The organism is Heyndrickxia vini, from assembly GCF_016772275.1.
GTDB lineage: Bacteria > Bacillota > Bacilli > Bacillales > Bacillaceae_C > Heyndrickxia > Heyndrickxia vini.
In genome coordinates this window covers 145146-169989 of record NZ_CP065425.1, presented here as the reverse complement: position 1 = coordinate 169989, position 24844 = coordinate 145146, and the positions used below count along the sequence as shown (strand labels likewise).

Here is a 24844-nt window from a genome sequence, read left to right as displayed (position 1 = left end):
AAGGAGGAATACAATGAATTTTTTTATGATTTTAAGTGGGACGAAACTGAAACACTTTTTGTTTATTGTAGTACTTTCGTTATTTACTGCACTTTTTATCTATTCCCAAACAACTGCTCAAGTCGCTGTTTTTTCGACGAAGGCAGGCCCTAAAGCAATATACAAAGGAGAGAAAGGAATCGCGCTGACTTTTAATATTGGCTGGGGTGATCAAAAGGCAGAACCAATCGTAAATACTTTAGTTAAGAACGAGGTAAAGTCTGCAACCTTCTTCTTATCAGGTTCTTGGGCTGAACGCCACCCAGATATTGTAGAGAAAATCGTTAAAAATGGATATGAAATTGGTAACCTTGGTTACGCATATGAAGATTATACAGATCTGGAGTCTGGAGAAATAAGGAAAGATGTGGTGAAAGCACAAGATGTTTTTAAAAAGCTGAATGTTAAAAACATTAAACTGCTCCGTGCTCCTACCGGCCATTTTGATAAAAAAACATTAAAAGTTGCCGAAGATCTTGGTTTGACCGTTGTTCATTGGAGCATCAATTCAGAGGATTGGACGAATCCTGGAGTTAAGCAAATAATTAAAAATATTGACAAAGCTAAAAATGGAGATATTATATTGTTGCACGCCTCTGATGCAGCTAAACAAACGAATCGTGCACTACCTTTAATAGTTTCTAAATTGAAAAGTAGAGGGTCTTTTACAAATGTTTCCGATATGATTGCAAACGGAAAAGTTAAGTCAACCTTAATAAAATAGATCCCATACAACTAAAAAACACTCCTTTTTATACTAAAGAAGTGTTTTTTACTGTTTATTTTTTCTTTTTATTAGCTGTTGGTGTTTGGTTTTCCTTTTTTGCTTGTAATTTCGCTCTTTCTTCTTCCGACCGCTTTAAATATTTTGGCAGCATTAAGATTTGATAAGCGTTACAGATAACAAGAGGGAATAGCATTAAGTAAACCCAACTTTTCTCATTTACCCTTAATACTGGAATCCATTCTAATATTGTTACTACCACCATAAAAAACAATGCGGGAATAAACGTGCTTTTCTTCCCTTGCTTTGTTTTAAAATAGGCTACGATTAACCCCGCTATTAAAATAAAAATTGCCAGTGCTATGTATGGGGTAAGACTTTCATTCGGCTTCGCAAACTTTTCGAACCGAAAATAAATTAAGTCAAATAAAGCAAAGATTGTTAATACCAATTGAACCCCATTCCATAATCTCGAGGAACGAAAAATCCCTAATCCAAATTGGTGGATAGTTAAATAAGCAAAGTAGCCGACCTGGCTAATTACACTAAATATTAACCCAACACCTATAAGCCAAATAAATGTAGATAATATGGAACCGATTTTAAAATCTAAAAAATAGGATTGAAATTCACCCCAGCGGATAATAAAGCCCAATACACCTGTTGTAATACCACCAATTAATAAAGTAGTAAAAAATAATCGAACCCAATTTCGGCTTGTCAATATGATATCCTCCATCGTTTGATAAATTATACACAAAAACTCATCTTTTCTGATTTTACCAAGCACCGTATGAAAAATCTAGAAATTACTCTATTGGTGCATAAAACTTTCACAAATACAGCATATTAACTCTATAAAAACATCCGTATAGGGGTGAGCTATTCAAATGAAAAAAATAGTTGTGTTGCTCCTATTTAGCATTTTCCTTTCCGCATGTTCAAGTAATCCAAGTACTGAAAAAATGGATTATGACCAGACGAAGAAAATGATCGTTGATATTCTAAAAACAGACGAAGGAAAAAAGGCCATTCAGGATATTATGACAGATAAGCAAATGAAGCAAGAGCTTATCATGGATCAAGCCACTGTCTCTGAAACGATTCAAAAAACACTTGTATCCAAAAAAAGCACTGAATTTTGGAAGAAGGCTTTTAAAGACCCCGAATTTGCCAAATCCTATGCAACAGGGATGAAGAAGGAAAATGAAGAGTTATTAAAAAGATTAATGAAAGACCCCGATTATCAAAAAATGATGCTCGACATATTAAAAGATCCGGAATATCAAAAGGAAATGCAAGATTTACTTAAAAGTAAGGATTTTAGAAAACATATTCAAACCATTATTGTAGAGACCTTTGATAGTCCAATCTTTAAGGCGAAAATCCAAGATACCTTAATGAAAGCCGCTCAAGAAATAAGCAACAACCAAGGTTCCCAAAAACAGGGAGGTCAAACTAGTAGTGGTGGTGGTGGCCCTCAACAGGGCGCAGGTAGTGGTCAAGGCGGATAAAAAAAAGGCTGCAAAATGAACTGCACCCCAATTGTTAGACACAACTAACAATTGGAGGTGCAGTTTTTCTATGTCTAAATATTCGTTTGAATTAAAATTAAGGGCAGTATTAGATTATTTAGAGGGCAAAGATTCCTTTCAAATAGTCGCTAGCCGTTTTAATGTCAGCCTGACTCCTTTAAAGAATTGGGTGGCACATTATAGAAAAAATGGTGAAGCTGGTTTAATTTCCAACTATACAAATTATGATATTCAATTTAAAATGGACGTACTAAATTATATGAGTGAATTTGGAGCGTCCTTAACACAAGCTGCGGCTGTTTATAATATTTCTTCCCCTTCTACGATTCTTCAATGGCAGAGGCAGGTTGAAAGATTAGGTGTGGACGCTCTATTACCAAAGAAAAAGGGGCGTCCATCCATGAAAAAGGAAATTAAGAAATCAGTTCCTGTAGAGGGTTCATATGAAGCATTACAAGCTGAAAATGAGCGTTTACGCATGGAGATTGCCTATTTAAAAAAGTTACGAGCCTTAATTCAAGAAAAAGAAAAATCACCGAACAAGACAAAGCGCAAATAATATATGAGTTAAGGCACGAATTTAAGGTGATTGAGTTAGTAAAGATCGCTGGAATTCCACGTAGCACTTATTATTATTGGGTAAAACAAATGGATCGACCGGATAAATATAAGGAAATGAAGGAGTTAATTAAGCAGATTTTTGAAGAACATCAGGGACGTTATGGTTACCGTCGAATTACATTAGAATTACGTAATAAAGGGTATACAATTAATCATAAAACGGTCCGCCGTTTAATGATTGAGCTGGGTTTAAAGTGTCTCGTACGAATGAAAAAATATCGGTCATACCGAGGACAAGTGGGCAAAACTGCACCTAATATATTAGAACGAGATTTCCATGCATCTAAACCTAACGAAAAGTGGGTGACGGATGTGACAGAATTCCACCTACATGGGGAAAAGCTATATTTGTCGCCAATTATGGATTTATATAATGGTGAGATTATAGCTTATAATATAGAACATCGCCCTGTATTCTCACTTGTTTCAAAAATGTTGGACGAAGCCTTTGACCGATTAAATGAGGAAGACACTCCTATCCTCCATTCTGACCAAGGATGGCATTATCAGATGAATCAGTATCGATCTGCATTAAAAGAACGAGGAATCATTCAGAGTATGTCCCGTAAAGGGAACTGCTTGGATAACGCAGTCATGGAGAACTTCTTTGGCTTATTAAAGTCTGAATTGCTTTATCTAAAAGAATTTGAGAGTATGGAACATTTTAAAGTAGAGTTAGTGAATTACATTCACTACTATAACCACAAACGGATTAAGGCAAAATTAAAAGGCATGAGTCCGGTTCAATACCGAACTCATGCCCCAGTAGCTGCCTAAATCCCGTGTCTAACTTTTGGGGTTCAGATCAAAAAGCGGCCTTTTTTTATTGTTTATGTGTTCAATGACACTTATTTATTTAAAAGTTCTACTACCTTCTTAGCTATGTCCCCATATATTTTCCCTAGCGTATGATCTTCAGCATAGATAGAAGGAGCAAAATCATTCTCATCCCAATCAGGCTGTTGTAAAGGAAGTTGACCTAGAAGTTCTGTTCTCAGCTCATCAGCAAGCTTTTCTCCACCGCCACGTCCAAAGACATATTCCTTTTCTCCCGTTACTTTACTTTCGAAGTAAGACATGTTTTCGATAACTCCTAACAGCTCATGTTCTGTTCTTAATGCCATTGCACCGGCACGAGCAGCAACAAAGGCAGCTGTTGGATGTGGAGTGGTAACGATAATTTCTTTACAGTGTGGTAGCATCGTATGTAAATCTAATGCGACATCACCAGTACCAGGAGGTAAATCTAATAATAAATAATCTAATTCTCCCCACTCTACCTCAGTAAAGAAATTATTTAACATTTTTCCTAACATAGGACCGCGCCAAATAACAGGAGCATTATCTTCAACGAAAAAGCCCATAGAGATAATTTTAACGCCCAGTCTTTCGACAGGAATGATTCGTTCACCACGTACGACAGGACGATTCGTAACGCCCATCATATCTGGAACACTAAATCCGTAAATATCCGCATCAATTAAGCCAACCTTTTTCCCTTGACGAGCTAATGATACGGCCAAATTAACTGAAACTGTTGATTTTCCTACCCCACCTTTTCCACTAGCAATGGCAATAAAAGTCGTTTTGCTGGTAGGTGATAAAAGATTATTTCCTTGATCTGCAGGTTCTGAACCTCTAAATTTTTGCAAAATCTCTTCCGGAAGTTCAGCAAAGCGAATACCAACCGTATTGGCTCCCGCTTCTTTCAATGTATTTACTACTTGTGTTTGAAGTTGAAGTTGTTCACTTGTCCCTGTTTTTGCAATAGCGAGCTTCACACTGACATGCTCTTTTTCTTCTTTCACTTTTACTTCTAAAATTCCATTTGTTTCTTCTAACGTTTTATGTAGGAAAGGATCTTTTATTCCTTTTAGTATATTGACTATTTCCTGTTCAGTTAGCACTTCATACACCATCCTTGATGTGAATTCGGTTACACCACAAGTATAACATAATTTCTCCTTTCAAGAAGGGAAACTGCTTTAGGGTGCAAAAAAAGGCAATCGCGGGGTCTCGATTACCTTTTACTTTAAATCCTTTTCATTTGTAAAATATCTCATAATTCCATTGTAAATTGAAGCCGAAATTTTCTTTTGATATTTCTCGCTCTTTAAATTTTGTCTTTCAGTTGGATTAGATAAAAACCCTATTTCAACTAGTGCACCTGGTTTGTTAGCATTTTTAACAACATATATATTTTTCAAGATTTTTGCTTCTCTATCCGTATTTTCAAGATTTCTGATAAGCTCACTTTGAATGAACTTTGCAATTCGTTTATTTTCAATTAAGTGCGGAGAGTAGAATGTTTGTGCCCCGCTCCATCGTGGAGACGGAATTGCATTCAGGTGGATACTTAAATAGAGATCTGCATCAGACTCATTAATCATATTGAGCCTATTTTTTAAATCTTCTACCTTTCTTCGGCCTATTCCTTTTGTGTTAGGATCCGCCAGATCAGAATCATCCTCCCTTGTCAGCATGACGAGTGCCCCTTGCTCTTGAAGATAATCCCTAATATTAAGGGATACTTTGAGAGCAATCTCCTTCTCAAGGGCATCAGCATCACCAGCCCCCCCATCGGGTCCTCCATGACCGGGATCTAAAATAATCACTTTCCCTGATAAAGGTAGATTCCAGGAATCCCACGTATCTTTTTGAAAAAATTGAAATTGAAAGAGCAAAAATAAAAGAAGTGCACCTAATATAAAGCTAATGAGTTTGACCTTCCGGCTCATCCAAAACCTTCCCTTCCCAATCTTCTATTCCATACATATGGGACAAGGTTCAGTTTTAGAACTTAATATGTTCGAAAATGCTTAGTGCAGTCTTAATTTCCTTCTCTGTTCACCCTTAATAAAACCCTCCATCCACCATTTATCAACGAACTGCTCACATGAATAATAAATGGACTCTTGAATAAATCCTTCATCTCCAAACTTCCAATATAACCAAAAATTATAAAGTGTATCAGTTAAATGTCTAATTTCATTTTGACAACGTTTTTTAATTTCCTCGGTTGATTCTCCAAAATGACTAAAACGGCTAAATTGTCCACCGAGTAAAAACGCTTCAATTGCTACATCATAGCAACCCTCTTCTACCCCTTGTTGAATCCATATTCCACCCTCTATTCGCTCGGAGCCGAAATGCTCCTGTACACTTTTCTTTAAACTTTGAATGGATAACTCTTTAAGAAGTTTCCGTTCATATTTTATCTGTCTTTCGCGTCTTTTCGCGTTAAAAGTTGTAATCACATTCATAATACCCACTCCTCCTAGCAATATTTTTCAACGAACCCGCCTTTCTAATTCAGCAGACCATTGATAAAACATTACCAATTCAAGAAAACCCATCCCTAAGCAACATTCATTATAAATATGAAGAAATAACATAAACTAATGCTAAATTCATTTATAGGAGTTCATTATTTATGAGGCTTTCATTTTATCTACTATTAGTCACATCTATCTTTTTCCTTTATACAAATGAATCCATCGCCTCACCGAAAGGGCGAATGTATTATGAAAAAACAGGAAAAGTATTCTGGGACGTAAAAACAAATGAAAAAATAATTGCTTTAACGTTTGACGATGGTCCAAGCCCAACCTATACCCCACAAATTTTAGATACATTAGCGAAGTATCAAGCAAAAGCAACGTTTTTTGTGATTGGAGAACATGCCGAAAAACATCCTGACATAATTAAAAGACAAGTGGAGGAAGGCCATGAAGTGGCTAACCACACATATAATCATCACTATGATTTAACCGTTGACCCCATAAATCTAAAAAGGGAATTAAAACAGACGGCAAATACTATTTTCGGTATTACTGGTTATTATCCTTCACTTTTTCGACCTGTTGGAGGGTATTATGATGAAACAATTATAAACACCGCCGTTAAGAACGGGTATCAAATCATTATGTGGTCCTGGCATCAAGATACAAAAGATTGGAGTCGACCTGGGGTAAACAAAATTGTCCACAGCGTTACTTCTGACACTCAGCCGGGGGACATCGTTTTATTACATGACTCTGGTGGGGATCGCACTCAAACTGTTCAAGCCTTAGATAAAATATTAGCTACGTTAAAAAAAGAAGGATATGAATGTGTTACTGTTTCAGAGCTGTTATATCGTTCAAAAGGGATTTTACCGCATCCTTTATATCTTTTTCCGACAATGTAAAAAAGCCTCGAGTCCAATCTGGCACGGGGCTTTGAAAATTGTAAAAGCAAATATAAGTAAAAAATTTCTAACGGGTTTATTTTGGAGGTGCAAACATAAAAGCACATAACACTCCTCAAAGGCTTTAGAGGTTTTCCTGGTTATTTTGACACAAAAGAAGTCTTATCCTTAATTGAGTAGTAACTAGTGACATTTAATAAGCGGAGATTCTCCGGTTATACTGCAGAATAGAGATCGGTTTGGGGGAATTAAGCGGAAATTTTCCGATTAAGTAAAGAAAAATCACCCATTTTCACATTTTTTAAGTCAATAGTCGGAAATCTTCCGTCTATTTAAGCTATTTTTCGTACTACTTCCTAATTAAGGGGAATTTCTCCGCTTATTTTGGGTAGGGAGCAACCACCCGTTACACATTAAAAAACCCCCTTTCCCGATTTCTCGAGAAGGGGGTTAAACGTTGATATATAAATAATATTAACGTTTTGAGAAATATACATATAAAATTTATGTATATTGATTCCATTGTAATCCATTTATATCAACGTTTCGGGAATTGTTATACGGATAAAAATGTATGAAAAAGGATTAAAAATGACTTTACTTGAACCAATTTGAACCAAAATGATAGATGTTAGTTGAATACAATTTTTAGCTTTGTATACTTAAACCTTTAAATTCCTTACCTAATGCAATTTCACCAATTTGTTTTATTGTATATCTTCCATCGTTCATTGTATAGAATTTGACACCTTTAATTTTTACATTTTCAGTCTCATCTTCAAACATTATTTCAGCTTCATGTTCATTTATATACATGAGTAAATCTTCCTTCCATTGTTCTTCTTCAATATTTCTTCCTTTTGGTTCAATGAAAATCTGAACTATGTAGTCTGCATTTTTTAGATATAAAATAAAATCAGGTTGGAATCCTTCTAAATGTATTCCATCATGACCATTTCCAAATTGGTGGAGTTTTAACTTATGATTTTTTGCAGATTCTCTATGCATATTTTCATCCATTCGAATTAAATACACATCTTTATATTTTTCCTTTAATTCCGATACACGCTCAGCTATCTTATCAATTAACTGTCTTTCAGTTAAGTTTATAATTGCCGAATCATACACAAAGTAATTCTCTTTAATTTCGTAACGTTGTACATTCTGTGGATTCCCGTCCAAAACCATTTTAGACGTGTCATAATTAGGGACACGTTTACGGTAATTTGAAATATATTCGTTGATAGGATAACCAATAAATTTCCCCGTACCACGTCGCTTGCTATATCCCGATTTAATTTGTTTGGCAACTTCTAGAAAGTACTTTTCCAATATATGAATCTTTTCATTCGGGGTTAACGCATTACTTCCCATTGTACGAGGTACTGTAACATAAACTGTCCGATTGAAAATATTAAGCCATCTTTCCCCTAAGAACTCGTCTCTTGTTCCCAATAGAGGAATATATTTTTTTAAATTATTAAAGTGATAAAATGAAATACGATTCATCACTTTATTTAGATAACGCTGGTCAAATTCAACAGTGAGATTATAAGCATTTGAATAATCTTCCCTAATTTCTCCATCTCGATATCCTAATTCTTGCATAGAGGAAATATACGGAATTACAATATCACTTTTATTATCAACTCCATATTTATCTAATGAATTATAATAGTCATCGCTAACTTTAACCGTCTCATTATAGTAAATTTTTCCGTATTTCCAAACTTCTGTTTTTTTAAATTCACTTTTAACCTTAACGTCTAGTAAAGGATTCTTTTTATCTTCACCCGTTGGTAAATTCATTTCATTCAATGAATTTACTAGGTTCTTTAAATATTGCGGTTCATTAATTGTATGATAGTGTATTGTCTCTAAGATTAAACTATCTACACTATCATCTTCAAATCTTCTCTGATACGAACGCTCTCCATTTAATAAAAAGGGATTATATCTCGCACCTCTACCGATTAATTGAGCTTCTGACATTGTTGTTGCCTTTGTACCTGAAACTTTTGGATCATCACTCAAACGAACGATATCGTATAAGTTTAGAACATCCCATCCTTCGGTTAGTTTAGCAACCGCAAAAACAACACGATATAAGTTAGTAGGGCTTTCTAAACTATTTAATGCTTCATAATGCCCTTTTTCTAAGATTCCTGATTGGCTTGTATCATTTGCATTGATTATTCGATTAGAGGCAAACTCTCTTTTTATATCATGCACAATCTCATTTAGACTTTCAATATTTTCTCTATAATATCTGTAAGCTAAAGCTAACGTTTCACTATCTTCTTCTGTAACAATCCGCTCTTGTCTATTTAAGAATTCCCTAAGTGAAACTGCGGATAATGTATTTATTAAATCATTAAATTTCTCGTTCGCTTCATTAGATGCTTCGATTCGTTGTGATTTAAACATGACAACAGGCTTTATATATGTTTCATGTTGTTCCAAAGCATACCTTCTTCGGTATTCACTTAATAAAATTACATTAAGCATATTATCTATATCAGTATTACTAGACTGAATTCTTTTTACGTTTTTAGAATATTTATCTTGAATAAACCTATCTAGTGCATAACGGTATAATACTTTATCTTTATATTTTTCATAAATATTCTTATTTTCAAGGTCAATCGTTGCTGTAAATTCTAATAAACGATTATCTTTTCTAGCATTTAAGATTGTAGAAATTGCCTTTTCCCATGACTGCTCCTTTTCTTTTTCAGTTTTTGTTGATGCAGAATAATGATGTGCTTCATCACCTAAAATAACAACTTTGTTTTTAGCATAATCTTCTTCACCCATAGAATTTTCTTTTTGTGTGTAAATATCAGATGCAACACTTTGAACGGTAGCTAATTTTAGATAAATCGTATTCTTACTTTGATTATATGGAAAAGAATTTACCCTTTGGATGTCTACTCGATTCCCGTCTATCTCAATTTGATTTGAGTATAAATATTTATTTGAAACTTTGTTCGTTAAATTATCAATCGTCTTATTAAGTACTCCATTCGTATTTACTAGAAATAAGAAGTTTTGGTAGCCGTATTCTTGATAAAGATAAAGAATTAGACCAGCCATTAGATCGGTCTTCCCACTACCTGTCGCCATATTAAACAAGACGTGATTAACATTTCTAAATTGAAATGCACTATTAGATTGCGAATAATGAAAAAAACGCAACGCTGTATTTTGATAATATCTAAAAGTATGAACCATATTATCCGTTATGTAACCCGGCGTACTCCAAGCAGCTTGTTCGTTAAATAAACTATCATCCAATTCTTTCAATTCATCATATAAAGGTAATGACAAGTGCTTTAGTTTCTTTTTCTTTGACAATTCTATTCACCTCAATCTTTGTAAAAACTTTTATTAAACTTGTAATCATTCTCGGTAATTAAATCACGAACATTTTTATCGTTTATTTCCGAATAATTATAATAAAGTTGGTTTTTATCAATAATTTTAATTAATATTCGTTTTTGTTCATCTAATGATAATTCATGTAACGTCTCTATTACTTTTCCTAAGTCAATTCTAAAATCAATTTCTGCTTCTTCTATCAAGAAATTAAGAACTTTACGCAATTCATTTTGACTTTCTGCATTTTTAATAGATTTTAGAAAACCACGATTTTTTTCCATTAATTCTACGTAAACAAAGCTTCCTCCACTTTGCCAATCTACTTCGTTCGATATACCACCTTGTTCACCTTCAATTACTTTTTGTAAGCGTGGTATAGAAACTGAATTAATATAATCCATTTGTTCAATACCTATATATTGGCGCCCCATTTTATGAGCCACTGCTTGAGTAGTAGCTGAACCCATGAAGAAATCCATTATTAAGTCATTTTCACTTGTTGCAATTTCTAAAATATACTTAATTAATAACTCTGGTTTTGGTGTAGAAAATAAACTTGTTACTGGTACATCAGGGAAAAGTTTCTTTAATTCATATTTAGCTTTTCTGGTATGCCCTGTATTTTCTAAGTTGGTCCATAATGTTGATGGTGGAAGTCCTGCCATATCTTTTAAATATGTTCTTCTTATGACCCTTGTTTCATCATTGGAAAATCTAAGTTCACCAGTTTCAAATTTTTCCTTCATTGTTTCTTTAGACCAACGCCATCCATTTGCAGGGTGTTTTATGATTTTTCCACTAGGAGTTGTAATATTAAACTGTAAATTTTTCCTTAATCCTGGGTTGTTGACTGGATTACCATCAAACCAAGGACCTTTAGGGTCATTATCAGGGTTTTTGAAGTGTTTCCTTTTTTCTGGATCATTTATAAAATTAGGTCTCCAACCAGATTTCTTTGAATACACAAGAATAAAATTGTAATCCTCTGAAAAAACTAATGCATTATTATTGCTATTATCAGAATGTCTCCAAGCAATAGTATTAATAAAACATTCCCGTCCAAATATTTCATCACATAGTACTTTAAAATAATGGACTTCTACATCATCAAGGGTAACCCATATTGACCCTTCATCAGATAGTATTTCCTTCGCTACTTCTATTCTATTTTTCATAAATGTTAACCAAGATGCATGGTTGAATTTGTCGTTATAATTAAAACTATCATTACCAGTATTATATGGGGGATCAATATATATTAGTTTCACTTTTCCAGCATACTTTTCTTTTAATGTATGTAGTGCTAACAAGTTATTTCCTTTAATAATTAAATTATCATCATCACTGAATTCACTAACTTCATTTGCTCCATTTTTATCATATTTCTTTGCATTAACTAATATTTTTTTATCTAACAAAACATCAATTTCCTCTTTTGCAATAACTTCATTTAAAAATGGCTCATCTGGTCTTAAATCATCTTTATCTGTATCTTCTTTAGACATACTTGCTTTTAAAACGGTATCTTTATAAGGAAAATCTAAAACTACATCTGTCGATTCATCAATGAATTTTCCGTTTACAGTTAAACCTATTTTTTTTGAGTATTTTGTATATGAGTCTTGCCAGTATTCATCTGCTTCAAATAATTCGATTAATTTATTTGTCTGAAGAACAATATTTCCGTTAATATTAATTGTGAAGTTTTCTTTTATTGTTTCATTTTCTATAAACTCTCCCAATAGCTCGTTATCATACGCATCTAAATCCTGGATGACTTTATTTTTATTGACACTATCTTCGATTAAATATTTTTCACCAAATTTTTCTAATGTACTCCTTATTTCTTTATTGATTTTTGTTTCCATTGGCGCTCACTCCCTAAATATATAAATAATATTAGTTTCATTCATATTTGCAACACACTTTAATAAATCGAATATCATCTCTCTCTGCTTTATTCTATCATAGTAATATATACCTTGAAGAAAAAAGGGAGTTAATTCTCCCTTCTATATGTAGCCTCTTTCTTTCAGGCTAGTAAAACTGTTATCACTATTTACTACTAAGTGATCAAGCACTTCAATACCTAGTAACTTACCAGCTTCGACTAATCTCTTTGTAACGTTAATGTCTTCCAACGAAGGTGTTATGTCACCACTAGGATGTTGATGAGCTAGAATAACGCTTGCTGCATTATTAAGTATTGCCGATTTAAACACCTCGCGCGGATGAACGAGTGAGGCATTCAATGAACCAACATGACAACGATGTACTGCGACAACATTGTTTTTCGTATTTAAACACATAACAAAAAACACTTCACGATCATCACGACCAATAAAGCGAGATGCTATTTTTGCTCCATCTTCTGGACTGCGAATAATGTAATTAACTCCTTCTTCTGCCTCTCGAATTACTTGTTCAATGCGTACAATCTCTAAAATGGTTTCCATCTAGATCAACCTCTCTATTATTTTTTGACCTTTTTGGTCACCACAGAGAGAATCTTCGCATCGATTAATGTCAAGTGGCGTAAGTAGCAAAGCTATCAAGTGATTCGTATATGTCTTGGGGAAGCCCAATGAATTAGGGTGCGTTAAAAGCGTTAATTGCTTTCTTACGCACCCTTATCCTACTTGGCTGACTCATAACATCCGAAGAACGAAGACCCTTTACATAATCGATAATGCATCCATGAATTACGGATGCATTAGGAGATTACAATTAGGGGGGCTGAAAAGGAAAAAACAACTATTATACCACCATTTCAATTATTTATTTTTGATTTTTTTCTTGATGATATAATGCATAAATATGATTTCTTACCTAATTTAAAATTCAATAGAATCCTCAACTTCCTTGTCCTCATATTTATTGAGCATATGTTGGTAGAAAAGATAATGTCCATCCGATGTTTCTATAGAAAATCTATCCTTTTCTAACAATGAAAAGAGTAAGCTTGAAAAGTGTTCGCTTGTTGCAACATTATTAAATAAATCATTATTTAAGTGTTTAAATTTGAAATTAGTTTTATTAACGTTATTAAATAAATGCTCATTAAAATATTCTACAAAAGTTTCTTCATGTCTTTTCCACAGCTTTTCAAATGCGTTTACAAATATATATAATCCATTTTTATTACCAATTAATCTTCCTGCTATCATTCCTTTGTTTTCCAGAAAAGAGTATGCTACTTCATTGGAATTATCTTCTTCGCAAATCTCTTGAATTCTTACAAGATAGTACTTTACAAATTCATAATCTCCAAACATCAACTTTATTAATAAATTAGACAACAACTCTATTTTAGAAAAAGGTTCATTTAAAAAATTCTGAAATTTTTCATATACTTTTTCATTTGCAAAGAAAGGATATATCTCTTCAAGTTTAGTTTTAGCGTTTACTATCCCAGAGAAATACTTGTCTACTGTTTCATTGCCCCCTGTCACTTCATTTTTATAAAGAACGTTCATTATGTCTTTTTTATTTTTGTATATAAATAAAAAAGACATAAAAGGAATAATATAATTATTTTCTTTGTTCTTCTCGCTATTCATAATTAAAGCTAATAAAAATATTTTTACATTCACTTTCCTTGTATTATAGTCTCCAAATATAAATTCTTTTCTGTCATAGCCCATCATACTAGAGAATGTTTCAATTTGCTGATCCGTTAATAGATAAGGATTTTTACCTTTATGACTTTTGCCATTCTCAATAGCTGAAATTCTAAACTTATCAATGTTTGTAAACTTTTGTGTCTGCAACATGGCTGAAAGTTCATCTTGAGTCAATTTTAATTCTTGTTTTCTATAATTTCTTATCTTTAGCCCAATTTCCTTATATAAAAATTGCTCGAAGTCTAACAATTATTTCACCTCTTTCAAAATTGGTAGAAATTTAATTATTATATCACCAATAATATACCATCTTTTTGTGCGAGATAAAAGCTAAGATAATGATAGGCCTAATAAGTAGAGGAGATTATTGCTAATAATCCTCAATGGAGGTGTTAATTACCGTCAGAATAATGAAATATTCTTTTATCACAAACTATAACTTATAGAAAGAGGGAAACAAACATGCCAATTGCAAATGCCTGGGTCTTTACGGAAACTCACTTTAAAGCAGACGAATTTTTAAGGAATACTCACAATCTTTACCGATTAGTATCACAACGACCGTACACAAGTAAAAAAGATCCTAACGAAAGTGGAGTGACCCTAACATTATTAATCACTCAAGATGAAACAGAATACGGAATAGACAAAAAAAGTGGCTTGGAACGTGACAACAATGTTTTAAATACTTTTGATGTCACTGTGTTAAATAACAAAGTTTCAATCGACGTACAAAAAGGGGAATACGTTAAACTTATTGGGTTTATCCCAGAAAAATCTTTTGTAATAGAGTTTGATTTAATTCTAAGATTTGAAGACGTGGAGAAAGTAAATGTCAGTAAGAAATAGGCAAATCAGTACAAGTAGAATCCAAAGAGGTTTTTACGTACACACAACACTTATCTTCCTTACAATAATTACATTAATTATCTCGATTGCTGATAGTCTATTGAAAATAGGGGTTACACAATACAGTAACCCCTATTTAATAACTATCATCGCTTCGATAGTTACAATTCAATCTCTAATTTGGATGATAAGAAATAAAGCTTATAAAGGAGTGAAGTACGCTTTTATCCACTATTTTACTGTACTGAATTTAAGAAAGGCTTTTATAGATTCAAGATACTATAACACCAGATTTCACCTTAATAAAAAAATAGCAGAACTACCAAGAATTAAAATTGAATTTGAAAAAGGATTATCGATTGGCAAACTGTATATTGAAAACATTCATATGGAAAAAGATCTTAGCTCAAGCAATATATCGATTGCTTTAAATAGATATGTTGTAGAAAGAAGTTATTTATCTAGGGATGAAAAATATTATATATTTGAAATTTTTGATAGCAACATTAACCGTCAACTTACTTTTCAAAGTTCAGATGAGTTTCGAGATTTTACATTGAATATAGCTGACCAGCATCTATTCATAGACAAATTTACTAAAATACCACTGCATAGTTCATTATTTGTTGGACAGACAGGGTCTGGAAAAACATATGCACTGTATTCCTTGGTTCTTCAAATGCTGCTCAAGAAAGAAATGTATAATCTCTACTTTGTAGATCCTAAAAACTCGAGTCTATCTGTTATGGGAGAAAAAATAACCGCTCAAAATACAGCTTCAAACTTCGATGATATTGTTAGTTTATTAAAAGATTTTATTGATTTAATGAAGCAATCTAAATTCGATTTGAAAGAGAAACTTGGAACAAAGCTTGAAGCTACGTACGCTGATTTTGGGTATCCATCACATGTATTAATCTTTGATGAATTTGCTAGTTTTCAATCCCAATTACAATCAATGGAGAAGAAAAAACGTGATGAAATAATGTCATTAATTACACAAGTAGTTTTAGAAGGAAGACAACTAGGTTTCTTTATCTGGTTTGTCATGCAGAAATCCGATTCTAGCTTAATACCGACATATATACGTGAAAATCTTCCCGTTAAATTTGTAATCGGAAATGCAGAAAAACAAACTAATATAACAGCTTTTGGTTCAGGAGTTGAAACCAAAGAGAAAGATTTTCAATTAGGTGAAGGACTATTCGTCTGTCCTTTGGTAGCAAATCAACCTAAGCTTTGTCACTTTAGTTATCTAGATTTCGACATACTAGAAGCAGTAAATGAGTTTATTGATTAAACGAGCGGGGGTTTTGTAAAAACCCCCGCTCCACAAAACAGGTAAATCGTGTTCAGTGCTGATTTATCAATGTTTATTGACTTGAAAGGAGTGAAATCATGTTAGATGTTCAAGTCGACGAATTTACACTTGTTCTCCAGACAACAAAAAGACCTAGCTCTATTGAAGGATGGCAGAGTATGGCAAACATAATAATTAATGACTTTGTTCGATTGGCAAAGATTGAAACAGTATTTGGAAAACTACAAGATGCCAAAGAGAGCTTACCACAAGGTTATTCAGTTGGGTATAGTTGCGAGGGAGCCACTTTTTATTTTGCAATTGCCTATCATATTGATTTCATTCAGATGGGTGTTTGCATAAAGTTTTCTGCACATGCTTGGATGGAATATAGAAAGCAATACGAATTACTGTATGGTCAGTCAATACAGTTACACCAATTCTTTGCAAATATAAATAACAGCTTATTATACACTTCTAGACTTTCAAGGATTGATATAGCAATCGATTTTATTAATGAGAAGATTTCAGTAAATACGATTTATAATCAACTTTCTAAGAAGAATCAGATTGTTAGAACTGCCTACGGTAGAAAAAACAACTCGAATTTATCAGGATTAACACATAATAATGTAACATCTACTTTTTACCTCGGAACAAGAGGGAAAAATATAAAGGCCTTATTAAGGGTCTATGATAAGAAAAAGGAACAATTAGATACTATGGGTATTCGCTATGATGAGGCTTTACAGTACGATGACTGGGTACGTTTTGAGGCATCATTTAAAGGAACCTATGCGCACGACCTAACTGATGAGATAGTAAACATCAATACTGATACTGAATTGAAAAATTTACTCGTATCCGCTTTAACTGATCGCTATCAATTTTATTATGCTAAGTCTGACAGACTTACAACCCACAGTAAAAAGATGCTAGATTTACTTAATAAAAAGGATTTCATGTTCAGTTCCCCATCGCCTCGTATGAATCTGCTAGAGAAATCGCAATTACACATATTAAATGGGTCAGGTCTGTTTCCATACTTATTCAAAGTGCGGGATATCTGGGGAGATGAAGGACTAATGAAGTGTGTAGCATTTCTCTATGAGGAATTTGAAAAATACGAACCAAATGATGATGTTTTATTATGGCTAAAAAAGTTCACTGCATTATATAGAAAACAAGGATATCCATTCAAAGTATAGATTTTAAAGGAGGCAATTTTATTATGAGTATTAATATGACTACAAAAGATTACCCATATCTTTTAACGAGAGAACAAGCAGCTCAATTTCTAGGTATTGATCCCAAATCATTCGATAAATATATACGTTCTTACAACAATCTTGAACGTTTTATGATAGGCCGACAAGAACGATATACAATTAAATCCTTAACAGAATTTATAGAAAGTAAATACGTTTAATTTTTTATAAGTTGATAATATGCTAGTTTCAGAATACAATACAGATGTATTCAACTAGCATCTATCAACTATTTTTATGAAAGGGATTGATAGTATGGCTAGTATTGTAAAAAGAGGAAAGTCATACTAAAATGTACCCTATAGAGTGGACACTTAAAAAAAGTGTCTTTCTATAGGGTTCTTTTTGTATAATTAAGAAAAAAATAGACTGGGGAAAATTATGAGTAAAAAGTTTTTTACAGAAAGAGAGATAAAACTACTATCAGGAAATCCTTATGTAAAATCTGTTAGTTCAAAGGGAATTACTTATACAGATGAATTTAAGGAACTATTAGTTACTGAGAATAGTAAAGGCAAGTTGCCAAGGGAAATATTTGAGGAATGTGGATTTGATATTAATGTTATTGGTAAGAAAAGAATGCAGTCAGCAGCGGATAGATGGCGTATAGCTTATCGAGAGAATGGAGTAAGTGGTTTAACTGATACTAGGAAAACAAACTCGGGTAGACCTTCGGAAAGAGAACTTACACTTGAGGAGAAATATGCTCGTTTAGAGGCTCAAAACAACTTATTAAAGGCAGAAAATGAATTGCTAAAAAAGATCAGATTTGCAGAAAGGGGGTTAAAGAAAAACAAATAGCTTTACAGCCATACCAGAAGTATTTACTCATTCGTTCTGTTATAGAGAAATACAAACTTTACAGAATGACTAGTTATTTATGCGATTTAGCTGGCGTATCTAGAAGCGGATATTATAAATACTTTACTATGGCCTCAGTGGAAAAAAGAAATCAAAGAGAAGTGAAAGATCAAAAGGTCAAGGAAATTGTTTTAAAGGCTTTTAATTTTAAAAAACGCAAAAAAGGGGCTCGTCAAATCAAGATGACATTGGAGGGTCAATTTAATGTTGTCTACAATTTAAAGCGTATTAGACGAATAATGAAGAAATACAATATTATTTGCCCTATTAGAAAAGCAAATCCATATAGACGAATTATGAAGGCTACACAGGAACATAGAGTAGTACCCAACCTTTTAAATCGTGAATTTAAACAGGATATCCCATACAAAGTTCTTCTAACAGATATCACTTATTTATTTTTCAGTAAAGGTCAGAAAGCTTACTTATCTGCGATAAAAGATGGATCCACAGGAGAGATATTAGCCTATCATGTATCCGATCGGATGACTATTAATTTAGCTACAGACACCCTTAAAAGACTACAAAAAAATAAACATTTTAAGAAAGCAAAAGATGCCTTAATCCACTCAGATCAGGGAGTACATTATACACATCCAAATTTTCAAAAATCAGTTAAGAAACTAGGATTGCGACAATCTATGTCAAGAAGAGGAAACTGTTGGGATAACGCTCCTCAGGAGTCATTCTTTGGCCATCTTAAAGATGAAGCCTCTATTAAAGCATGTACAACACTAGATGAATTGAAAAGAGAAATTAAGCAGTACATGGCCTATTATAATCATTACAGATATCAATGGAATCTAAAAAAGATGACCCCTGTTCAATACAGAGATCATCTTCTTAGAACTGCCTAACCTTTTTTAAAAATGTCCTTTACAAAGGGTACATTTTATACCGAGCACAAGTTTCTTTATACAGATTTGGAGAACATAAGAGACTATCTAAAACTTTTATTACAAAAAAGGAAGCGAAACTTTGGGCTTTGGAGATGGAATTAGCGAAAGGAGAAGGTAAAGAGCTTGCTTACAGAACGACAACATTTGCGGACTTCTTCGAAAATTGGATTTATCTTGTAAAGGTTAATGACGTTAAAGAAACTACATTTCAGAATTACGTTCGTACGTTAGGCATTATTAGAAATTTATTTCAGGATATCCAATTAAAAGATTTGAATGATATTGTTGTTCAGAAGAAAATTGATGAGTATGCAAAAACACACTCTCGCAAGACAACACATGAAGTGCTGCTTAAAATTAAAACATCCTTACGTGATGCATATGCTCGTGGTTATATTGCAAATGACTTTGCACCATTAGTAAAAACACGTGGTGTAAATCCACCAAAGCGAAACAAAGCATTATCAATAACGAACTTTAAAAAGCTTCGCAATTACGTTATACAGCATCCAGAGGACGAGTTTAACTTGCTTGTTTTACTTGCTTTAGAAACAGGTATGCGACGTGGAGAACTACTAGCAATTAGACCAGAGAGTCTTTATGAATATGGAATAGAAGTTAGACATTCAATCAGTCCTACTTCTGATGACACTTCATTAAAGACACAAAATGCAAAACGTGATGTTTCAATTAATAAAGTGGTGTATGAACTTATTCGCCAAATTCCAGTGAAAGAAAATGGTTATATTTTTAGTTTTGGTGGTTTTAAACAATCCGAACTATTAGCCGAACTGTTGGGGAAATTAAACATTAGTAAAACAACATTTCATGGATTGAGAGATACACATGCGTCATTTCTATTTGCTCAAGATATAGATATTGCTTATGTATCCAAACGACTAGGACATATAAATATACAAACGACACAAAATTATTATCTGGAATTAATGCCAGAAAAAAAGCACCAGCAAGATGCCGATGCTTTAAATCTGTTAAATACTTTATAAGATTAACGTTAATTTGCACCAACTTGCACCAAAAAACCTTTGCAAACGTTGGTATATCAACAATCCTATTAACGTTTTGAGAACTGAGGAGCTCTACGCGCACCTTTAAGACCGTATTTTTTACGTTCTTTCATACGAGCGTCACGAGTTAATAGTCCTGCACGTTTTAAAGTTGAACGGTATTCAGGGTCAGCTAGCAATAATGCACGAGCGATACCATGACGGATTGCTCCAGCTTGACCTGTGAAACCACCACCATTAACGTTTACTAAAACATCGTAGTTACCAAGAGTTTCAGTAGCGTTTAATGGTTGTTTAATTACTTCGATTAAAGCCGCAAATGGAATATAGTCTTCTACTTCACGACCATTAATAACGATACGACCGTTACCAGGAACTAAGCGTACACGAGCTACAGAGCTTTTACGACGTCCTGTTCCGTAATATTGAACTTGTGTCAAAATAATACCCTCCCTTAATGATTATCCGCGAAGTTCATACACTTCTGGTTTTTGTGCTTCATGTTTATGTTCTGCTCCAGCATAAACATGTAACTTTTTAAACATTTGACGTCCTAAAGAACCTTTTGGAAGCATGCCTTTGATAGCAAGTTCTAACATTCTTTCAGGATATTTTGTACGCATTTCGTTTGCTGTACGAGTTTTTAAACCACCTGCATATTGTGTATGACGGTAGTAAATTTTGTCAGTTAATTTCTTACCAGTTAATTCAATCTTTGATGCATTAATGATGATGACATAGTCACCTGTATCAACATGTGGTGTGAATGTTGGTTTGTGTTTACCGCGCAAAATAGATGCTACTTCACTTGATAAACGACCTAAAGTTTTACCTTCAGCATCCACAACGTACCATTTACGTTCTATATTATTTGCATTAGCCATATACGTAGTACGCATTAGTTACCCTCCTATAAATAAAAAATTCAATTGTTACGTATTTATTATTATCACGAATAAGTTTCCGGGGCTTATTTGTGGGGTTAAATAACATACCATAGGTAATAATATCTTTTTATGACGTCAATGTCAAGACAATGTTACACCTGGATTAGTTGTTATGATAAAAATAATGGTGACAAGTTTACCCTGACAATAAAAAATACACTAATCATAATATACCTTCCATAAATACAGTCCTTCAGCAGGAGCTGTTTTTCCAGCATTTACACGATCTTTTTGTTCCAAAATCGAAGGAATCTCTTCCGCACTTCTTTTTCCAATACCTACCTCTAATAATGTACCCATTAAAATGCGAACCATATTATACAAAAAGCCGTTTCCAATAAAATGAACTTCTATTTCGTCTTTCTTCTTCACAAAACGAATAGCCTCAATTGTACGAACCTTGTCCACCACTTCAGTCTTTGCTGAACAAAAACTGGTAAAGTCATGTGTACCGATAAAATGTTTGCTCGCTTTCTCCATCTCGTCTATTTTCAATGAATATGGATAATGATAAGCATAGACATGTTTAAATGGATCTCGATATGCACTCGTATATACCTTATAATGATACTCTTTTTTCAAAACTGAAAATCTCGCATGAAAGTCCGGATCAACCAATTCAGTTTGCTTAATGGATATATCATTAGGCAGCATACTATTTAAAACAATTGGCCAACGCTCAATAGGAATATTTAGCGGTGTATCGAAATGAATGACCTGTCCTGTTGCGTGTACACCTGCGTCAGTTCTTCCTGAACCTACGACTTTTACTTCCTCACCTTTATGGATCCTTCTAAGAGCAGCTTCGAGCTCCCCTTGTACTGTTCGCCCATTAGGTTGAACTTGGTAACCGGAAAAGTTTGAGCCATCGTATGCGATTACGCATTTATATCGAAACATGTTTAGTCCCTCACGCTCTAAAAAGTATTAAAAGAATAGTTATAAATAATAAAAAAATGAGTGCAATTGAATCAGCTGTTTTCCAATCCAAAAGGCGATATTTCGTCCTTCCTTCTCCTCCGCGGTAGCCCCTTGCTTCCATCGCAATAGCCAATTCTTCAGCCCGTTTAAATGAGCTTATAAACAGAGGAATAAGTAAAGGGATAATCGCTTTGACCCGATCTTTAATTGGACCTCCAGAAAAATCTACACCTCGTGCCATCTGAGCCTTCATAATTTTATCCGTCTCATCCATTAGGGTAGGAATGAACCGCAAGGAAATTGACATCATCAAGGCTAATTCATGGACTGGAAACTTAAGTTTCTTTAATGGATTTAATAACGTTTCTAAACCATCCGTTAACGAAATAGGTGTGGTCGTTAATGTCATAAGTGATGTCACAAATATAAGCAAGAGAAATCTTAAAGATATAAAAATCCCCTGTCTTAATCCCTCTTCATATATTTTCACAAAACCTAAATGAAATATTAAACTCCCTTGTTTCGTAAAAAACAAATGTAAAACTAATGTAAATAAGATTAACCATAAAATTGGTTTTAAACCATTTATAAAAAAGCGAAAAGGAATTTTCGAAATAAACACCAATGATAGCGTAAAAATTGCTAATATACTATAAGTAATCGTATTATTAGCCAAAAAGACAATACAAATAAATGCAAAGACGAATATTAACTTTGAACGCGGGTCTAGCCGATGTATTGCAGAATCAGTCGGAACATAACGACCAAAAATCATTTTTTCCATCATGTCCGTTCACCCACTGTCTGAAGTTCCATGATGGCTTCTGAAAGTTCTTCAATCGTTAAACATGTTTTACCAAGTGTACTACCCATCTTTTCTTCCAATAGATATTGAAAATTCACGACATCAGGAACATTTAATCCTAGTTCAAGTAGCTCTTTTGGCTCTGAGAATATTTCTCTTGGCGTTCCCTTCCTCTTAACCTCACCTTTATGCATAATAATAATTTCATCTGCATATATCGCAGCATCTTCCATACTATGCGTGACAAGAATTGTTGTTAAGCGTTTATCTTTATGAAGACGATAAAACATATCCATCACTTCTCTTCGTCCTCTCGGATCCAATCCAGCAGTCGGTTCGTCTAAAACGAGCACTTCTGGTTCCATTGCCAGTACTCCAGCAATGGCTACCCGTCTCATCTGTCCACCAGATAAATCAAAAGGTGATTTGTCCAATACCTCTTCAGATAAACCTACTTGAAGAACGAGCTCCTTTGCACGCTTCTTCGCTTCTTCCTTATTGACTCCAAAGTTCATCGGCCCAAAGCTTATATCCTTCTCCACAGTTTCTTCAAAGAGCTGATGCTCCGGAAATTGAAAAACAATACCAACCTTTTGACGAATCTTTCGTAAATTCTTTTCCTTTTTATCCGAATTGATTGTAAAATCGCCTATCTGAACCTGCCCTTTCGTAGGCTGAAGTAAGGCATTTAAGTGTTGAAGCAAGGTAGATTTCCCTGATCCCGTATGACCTATAATAGCTATAAATCTCCCTGAAGGAATGGTTAAATCAATATTTTGTATAGCTAATCTTTCAAAAGGGGTATTTGCCTGATATCGATATTCTACTTGTTTAAGTGTAATGTCCATATTGCATCCACCAATTCTTCTTCTGTTATGTACGTATTTGGAAAATTAATCCCTAATTCTGTTAGTTTTTTCGCCATTTTTATCGTAAACGGAATATCTAGACCTAATTGAACTAGTTCTTCTTCTAATTGAAAAATCTCGATTGGCCTGCCTTCTTTGAAAACTTCGCCTCTATTTAATACAATCATCCGATCAGCCTTTGATGCCTCTTCTAGGTCATGAGTGATAGAAATAACGGTCAAACCAAGTTTGTCCTTTAATTCCCTTATTGTCTCCAAAACCTCTTGACGGCCTTTAGGATCTAACATAGAAGTTGCCTCATCCAAAATAATTACCTTAGGCATGATCGCAATAATACCTGCGATGGCAACTCTTTGTTTTTGACCTCCGGATAAATGGTGTGGCTCTTGATCGAGAAACGAGAGCATATTCACTCTTTCCAAAGCATCATTCACACGCTCAACCATTATTTCTTGTGGGATACCATTATTTTCTAAACCAAAAGCCACATCATCTTGTACAGTTGTACCTACAAACTGATTATCGGGATTTTGAAAGACCATTCCTATTCTTTTTCTTATTTCCCAAACAGTTTCTTCTGATAATGCAAGTTGGTCAACCGTTACACTCCCCTTTTCCGGATAATGAAGGCCATTTAACATTTTTGCTAAAGTGGATTTCCCTGAACCATTGTGGCCAACAATAGCAAGCCACTCCCCTTTTTGAACGGATAAAGAAATATCATTTAAGACATACGGATCTTGTCCCGGATAACGAAAATATACATGTTCAATAGAAATAATTTCCTCCGGCATCTTCAAGCCTCCTCTATGCAAAGCGAGTAATCGTGTTATTTTCCAACTATCTTGTAACTATATCTTTATAAAACAAAAAAGCCTGCACCCCTCTCCTGGGGAAGTAAGTACGTTCCCTGGTCACAAAATCCTCTAATAATTAGAGATGGAGAGGGATGCAAGGAGCTAGACGGGATAGATATAAATGTATA

The 24844-nt window shown here is 33.9% G+C and carries 24 protein-coding genes; 10 read left to right on the top strand and 14 right to left on the bottom strand.

Translation table 11 applies throughout. The annotated features are described in order from the left end of the window. The first annotated feature begins 13 nt into the window (after positions 1-13). A complete protein-coding gene (gene pdaB, locus I5776_RS00935) occupies positions 14-763 on the top strand; it encodes a polysaccharide deacetylase family sporulation protein PdaB (RefSeq protein WP_202778584.1) in 750 nt (249 codons plus the stop codon). Positions 764-818: 55 nt separating this feature from the next. Here pdaB and I5776_RS00930 read toward each other — a convergent pair whose 3' ends face one another. Next, a complete protein-coding gene (locus I5776_RS00930) occupies positions 819-1487 on the bottom strand; it encodes a KinB-signaling pathway activation protein (protein WP_202780623.1) in 669 nt (222 codons plus the stop codon). A gap of 166 nt (positions 1488-1653) precedes the next feature. Here I5776_RS00930 and gerD point away from each other — a divergent pair, with 166 nt between their 5' ends. Together gerD and I5776_RS00920 are read left to right on the top strand one after the other, a co-directional pair. Next, positions 1654-2277, top strand: a complete 624-nt coding sequence (gene gerD, locus I5776_RS00925; protein WP_202778583.1) for a spore germination lipoprotein GerD — start codon at positions 1654-1656, stop codon at positions 2275-2277. Between the two features lie 70 nt (positions 2278-2347). After that, positions 2348-3696, top strand: a protein-coding gene (locus tag I5776_RS00920; protein ID WP_202778511.1) for an IS3 family transposase whose coding sequence is annotated in 2 segments (ribosomal slippage) — positions 2348-2807 and positions 2807-3696 — 1350 coding nt in all. Because the reading frame shifts where the segments join, the coding sequence is not laid out codon by codon here. 71 nt (positions 3697-3767) lie between these two features. Here the strand turns inward: I5776_RS00920 and I5776_RS00915 are convergent. From I5776_RS00915 to I5776_RS00905, 3 genes are all read right to left on the bottom strand, one after another. After that, positions 3768-4826: an Mrp/NBP35 family ATP-binding protein gene (locus tag I5776_RS00915; protein WP_202778582.1), complete on the bottom strand. Its 1059-nt coding sequence runs from the start codon at positions 4824-4826 to the stop codon at positions 3768-3770. Positions 4827-4946: 120 nt separating this feature from the next. Continuing rightward, positions 4947-5657, bottom strand: coding sequence for an N-acetylmuramoyl-L-alanine amidase CwlD (gene cwlD / locus I5776_RS00910; protein ID WP_202778581.1), 711 nt, complete (start codon positions 5655-5657; stop codon positions 4947-4949). A gap of 81 nt (positions 5658-5738) precedes the next feature. Further along, positions 5739-6182 carry a YbaK family protein gene (locus tag I5776_RS00905; RefSeq protein ID WP_202778580.1) on the bottom strand — a complete coding sequence of 148 codons (444 nt, stop codon included), beginning with the start codon at positions 6180-6182 and terminating at the stop codon, positions 5739-5741. Between the two features lie 170 nt (positions 6183-6352). On the opposite strand from I5776_RS00905, the gene I5776_RS00900 reads away from it, so the two are divergent. Further along, entirely contained in the window at positions 6353-7108 is a 756-nt protein-coding gene (locus tag I5776_RS00900) for a polysaccharide deacetylase family protein (protein ID WP_202778579.1), read from the top strand. Positions 7109-7756: 648 nt separating this feature from the next. On the opposite strand, the gene I5776_RS00895 is transcribed toward I5776_RS00900, so the two are convergent. The 4 genes from I5776_RS00895 to I5776_RS00880 all read right to left on the bottom strand — a co-directional run bounded on the left by I5776_RS00895 (position 7757) and on the right by I5776_RS00880 (position 14361). Next, positions 7757-10465 (bottom strand): DEAD/DEAH box helicase family protein, encoded by a 2709-nt coding sequence (locus I5776_RS00895; protein ID WP_202778578.1) that lies wholly within the window; start codon positions 10463-10465, stop codon positions 7757-7759. A gap of 11 nt (positions 10466-10476) precedes the next feature. After that, positions 10477-12357, bottom strand: coding sequence for a site-specific DNA-methyltransferase (locus tag I5776_RS00890; protein ID WP_202778577.1), 1881 nt, complete (start codon positions 12355-12357; stop codon positions 10477-10479). A gap of 144 nt (positions 12358-12501) precedes the next feature. After that, a complete protein-coding gene (gene radC, locus I5776_RS00885) occupies positions 12502-12945 on the bottom strand; it encodes a RadC family protein (protein ID WP_202778576.1) in 444 nt (147 codons plus the stop codon). 378 nt (positions 12946-13323) lie between these two features. After that, positions 13324-14361: a helix-turn-helix domain-containing protein gene (locus I5776_RS00880; RefSeq protein WP_202778575.1), complete on the bottom strand. Its 1038-nt coding sequence runs from the start codon at positions 14359-14361 to the stop codon at positions 13324-13326. 213 nt (positions 14362-14574) lie between these two features. Between I5776_RS00880 and I5776_RS00875 the strand changes: the two genes are divergently transcribed. The 6 genes from I5776_RS00875 to I5776_RS00850 all read left to right on the top strand — a co-directional run bounded on the left by I5776_RS00875 (position 14575) and on the right by I5776_RS00850 (position 20296). Then, positions 14575-14961 (top strand): hypothetical protein, encoded by a 387-nt coding sequence (locus I5776_RS00875; RefSeq protein ID WP_202778574.1) that lies wholly within the window; start codon positions 14575-14577, stop codon positions 14959-14961. Positions 14962-15349: 388 nt separating this feature from the next. Next, positions 15350-16261, top strand: a complete 912-nt coding sequence (locus I5776_RS00870; RefSeq protein ID WP_202778573.1) for an FtsK/SpoIIIE domain-containing protein — start codon at positions 15350-15352, stop codon at positions 16259-16261. 98 nt (positions 16262-16359) lie between these two features. Then, positions 16360-17469 carry a replication initiation factor domain-containing protein gene (locus tag I5776_RS00865; RefSeq protein WP_246483867.1) on the top strand — a complete coding sequence of 370 codons (1110 nt, stop codon included), beginning with the start codon at positions 16360-16362 and terminating at the stop codon, positions 17467-17469. Positions 17470-17492: 23 nt separating this feature from the next. After that, positions 17493-17690, top strand: a complete 198-nt coding sequence (locus I5776_RS00860; protein ID WP_202778572.1) for a MerR family transcriptional regulator — start codon at positions 17493-17495, stop codon at positions 17688-17690. A gap of 220 nt (positions 17691-17910) precedes the next feature. Then, positions 17911-19247, top strand: a protein-coding gene (locus I5776_RS00855) for an IS3 family transposase (RefSeq protein ID WP_202778571.1) whose coding sequence is annotated in 2 segments (ribosomal slippage) — positions 17911-18298 and positions 18298-19247 — 1338 coding nt in all. Because the reading frame shifts where the segments join, the coding sequence is not laid out codon by codon here. Positions 19248-19381: 134 nt separating this feature from the next. Further along, positions 19382-20296: a tyrosine-type recombinase/integrase gene (locus tag I5776_RS00850; protein WP_246483866.1), complete on the top strand. Its 915-nt coding sequence runs from the start codon at positions 19382-19384 to the stop codon at positions 20294-20296. A 68-nt stretch (positions 20297-20364) separates the two neighbouring features. Here the strand turns inward: I5776_RS00850 and rpsI are convergent, their stop codons facing one another. The 6 genes from rpsI to I5776_RS00820 all read right to left on the bottom strand — a co-directional run bounded on the left by rpsI (position 20365) and on the right by I5776_RS00820 (position 24653). Then, positions 20365-20757 (bottom strand): 30S ribosomal protein S9, encoded by a 393-nt coding sequence (gene rpsI, locus I5776_RS00845; RefSeq protein ID WP_202778570.1) that lies wholly within the window; start codon positions 20755-20757, stop codon positions 20365-20367. 21 nt (positions 20758-20778) lie between these two features. Continuing rightward, a complete protein-coding gene (gene rplM / locus I5776_RS00840; RefSeq protein ID WP_066226732.1) occupies positions 20779-21216 on the bottom strand; it encodes a 50S ribosomal protein L13 in 438 nt (145 codons plus the stop codon). A gap of 207 nt (positions 21217-21423) precedes the next feature. Further along, complete coding sequence (truA, locus tag I5776_RS00835) at positions 21424-22164, bottom strand: tRNA pseudouridine(38-40) synthase TruA (protein ID WP_202778569.1); 741 nt, start codon at positions 22162-22164, stop codon at positions 21424-21426. A gap of 10 nt (positions 22165-22174) precedes the next feature. Continuing rightward, the gene (locus I5776_RS00830; protein WP_202778568.1) at positions 22175-22972 is read right to left on the bottom strand and encodes an energy-coupling factor transporter transmembrane component T family protein; all 798 of its coding nucleotides are present in this window, start codon (positions 22970-22972) and stop codon (positions 22175-22177) included. Further along, positions 22969-23838: an energy-coupling factor ABC transporter ATP-binding protein gene (locus I5776_RS00825; protein ID WP_202778567.1), complete on the bottom strand. Its 870-nt coding sequence runs from the start codon at positions 23836-23838 to the stop codon at positions 22969-22971. The genes I5776_RS00830 and I5776_RS00825 overlap by 4 nt, the downstream gene beginning before the upstream one ends. Then, the gene (locus tag I5776_RS00820; RefSeq protein ID WP_202778566.1) at positions 23814-24653 is read right to left on the bottom strand and encodes an energy-coupling factor ABC transporter ATP-binding protein; all 840 of its coding nucleotides are present in this window, start codon (positions 24651-24653) and stop codon (positions 23814-23816) included. The genes I5776_RS00825 and I5776_RS00820 overlap by 25 nt, the downstream gene beginning before the upstream one ends. Positions 24654-24844 lie beyond the last annotated feature (191 nt).

Excerpts from the sequence above, each read along its gene's own strand:
- I5776_RS00860 (WP_202778572.1), top strand. The coding sequence starts at position 17,493 with ATGAGTATTAATATGACTACAAAAGATTACCCATATCTTTTAACGAGA.
- truA (WP_202778569.1), bottom strand. The coding sequence starts at position 22,164 with ATGTTTCGATATAAATGCGTAATCGCATACGATGGCTCAAACTTTTCC.
- I5776_RS00905 (WP_202778580.1), bottom strand. The coding sequence starts at position 6,182 with ATGAATGTGATTACAACTTTTAACGCGAAAAGACGCGAAAGACAGATA.
- I5776_RS00870 (WP_202778573.1), top strand. The coding sequence starts at position 15,350 with ATGGAAAAAGATCTTAGCTCAAGCAATATATCGATTGCTTTAAATAGA.
- rplM (WP_066226732.1), bottom strand. The coding sequence starts at position 21,216 with ATGCGTACTACGTATATGGCTAATGCAAATAATATAGAACGTAAATGG.
- I5776_RS00875 (WP_202778574.1), top strand. The coding sequence starts at position 14,575 with ATGCCAATTGCAAATGCCTGGGTCTTTACGGAAACTCACTTTAAAGCA.
- I5776_RS00900 (WP_202778579.1), top strand. The coding sequence starts at position 6,353 with ATGAGGCTTTCATTTTATCTACTATTAGTCACATCTATCTTTTTCCTT.
- I5776_RS00850 (WP_246483866.1), top strand. The coding sequence starts at position 19,382 with ATGGAATTAGCGAAAGGAGAAGGTAAAGAGCTTGCTTACAGAACGACA.
- radC (WP_202778576.1), bottom strand. The coding sequence starts at position 12,945 with ATGGAAACCATTTTAGAGATTGTACGCATTGAACAAGTAATTCGAGAG.
- pdaB (WP_202778584.1), top strand. The coding sequence starts at position 14 with ATGAATTTTTTTATGATTTTAAGTGGGACGAAACTGAAACACTTTTTG.
- I5776_RS00865 (WP_246483867.1), top strand. The coding sequence starts at position 16,360 with ATGTTAGATGTTCAAGTCGACGAATTTACACTTGTTCTCCAGACAACA.
- I5776_RS00820 (WP_202778566.1), bottom strand. The coding sequence starts at position 24,653 with ATGCCGGAGGAAATTATTTCTATTGAACATGTATATTTTCGTTATCCG.
- I5776_RS00830 (WP_202778568.1), bottom strand. The coding sequence starts at position 22,972 with ATGATGGAAAAAATGATTTTTGGTCGTTATGTTCCGACTGATTCTGCA.
- I5776_RS00825 (WP_202778567.1), bottom strand. The coding sequence starts at position 23,838 with ATGGACATTACACTTAAACAAGTAGAATATCGATATCAGGCAAATACC.
- I5776_RS00890 (WP_202778577.1), bottom strand. The coding sequence starts at position 12,357 with ATGGAAACAAAAATCAATAAAGAAATAAGGAGTACATTAGAAAAATTT.
- cwlD (WP_202778581.1), bottom strand. The coding sequence starts at position 5,657 with ATGAGCCGGAAGGTCAAACTCATTAGCTTTATATTAGGTGCACTTCTT.
- gerD (WP_202778583.1), top strand. The coding sequence starts at position 1,654 with ATGAAAAAAATAGTTGTGTTGCTCCTATTTAGCATTTTCCTTTCCGCA.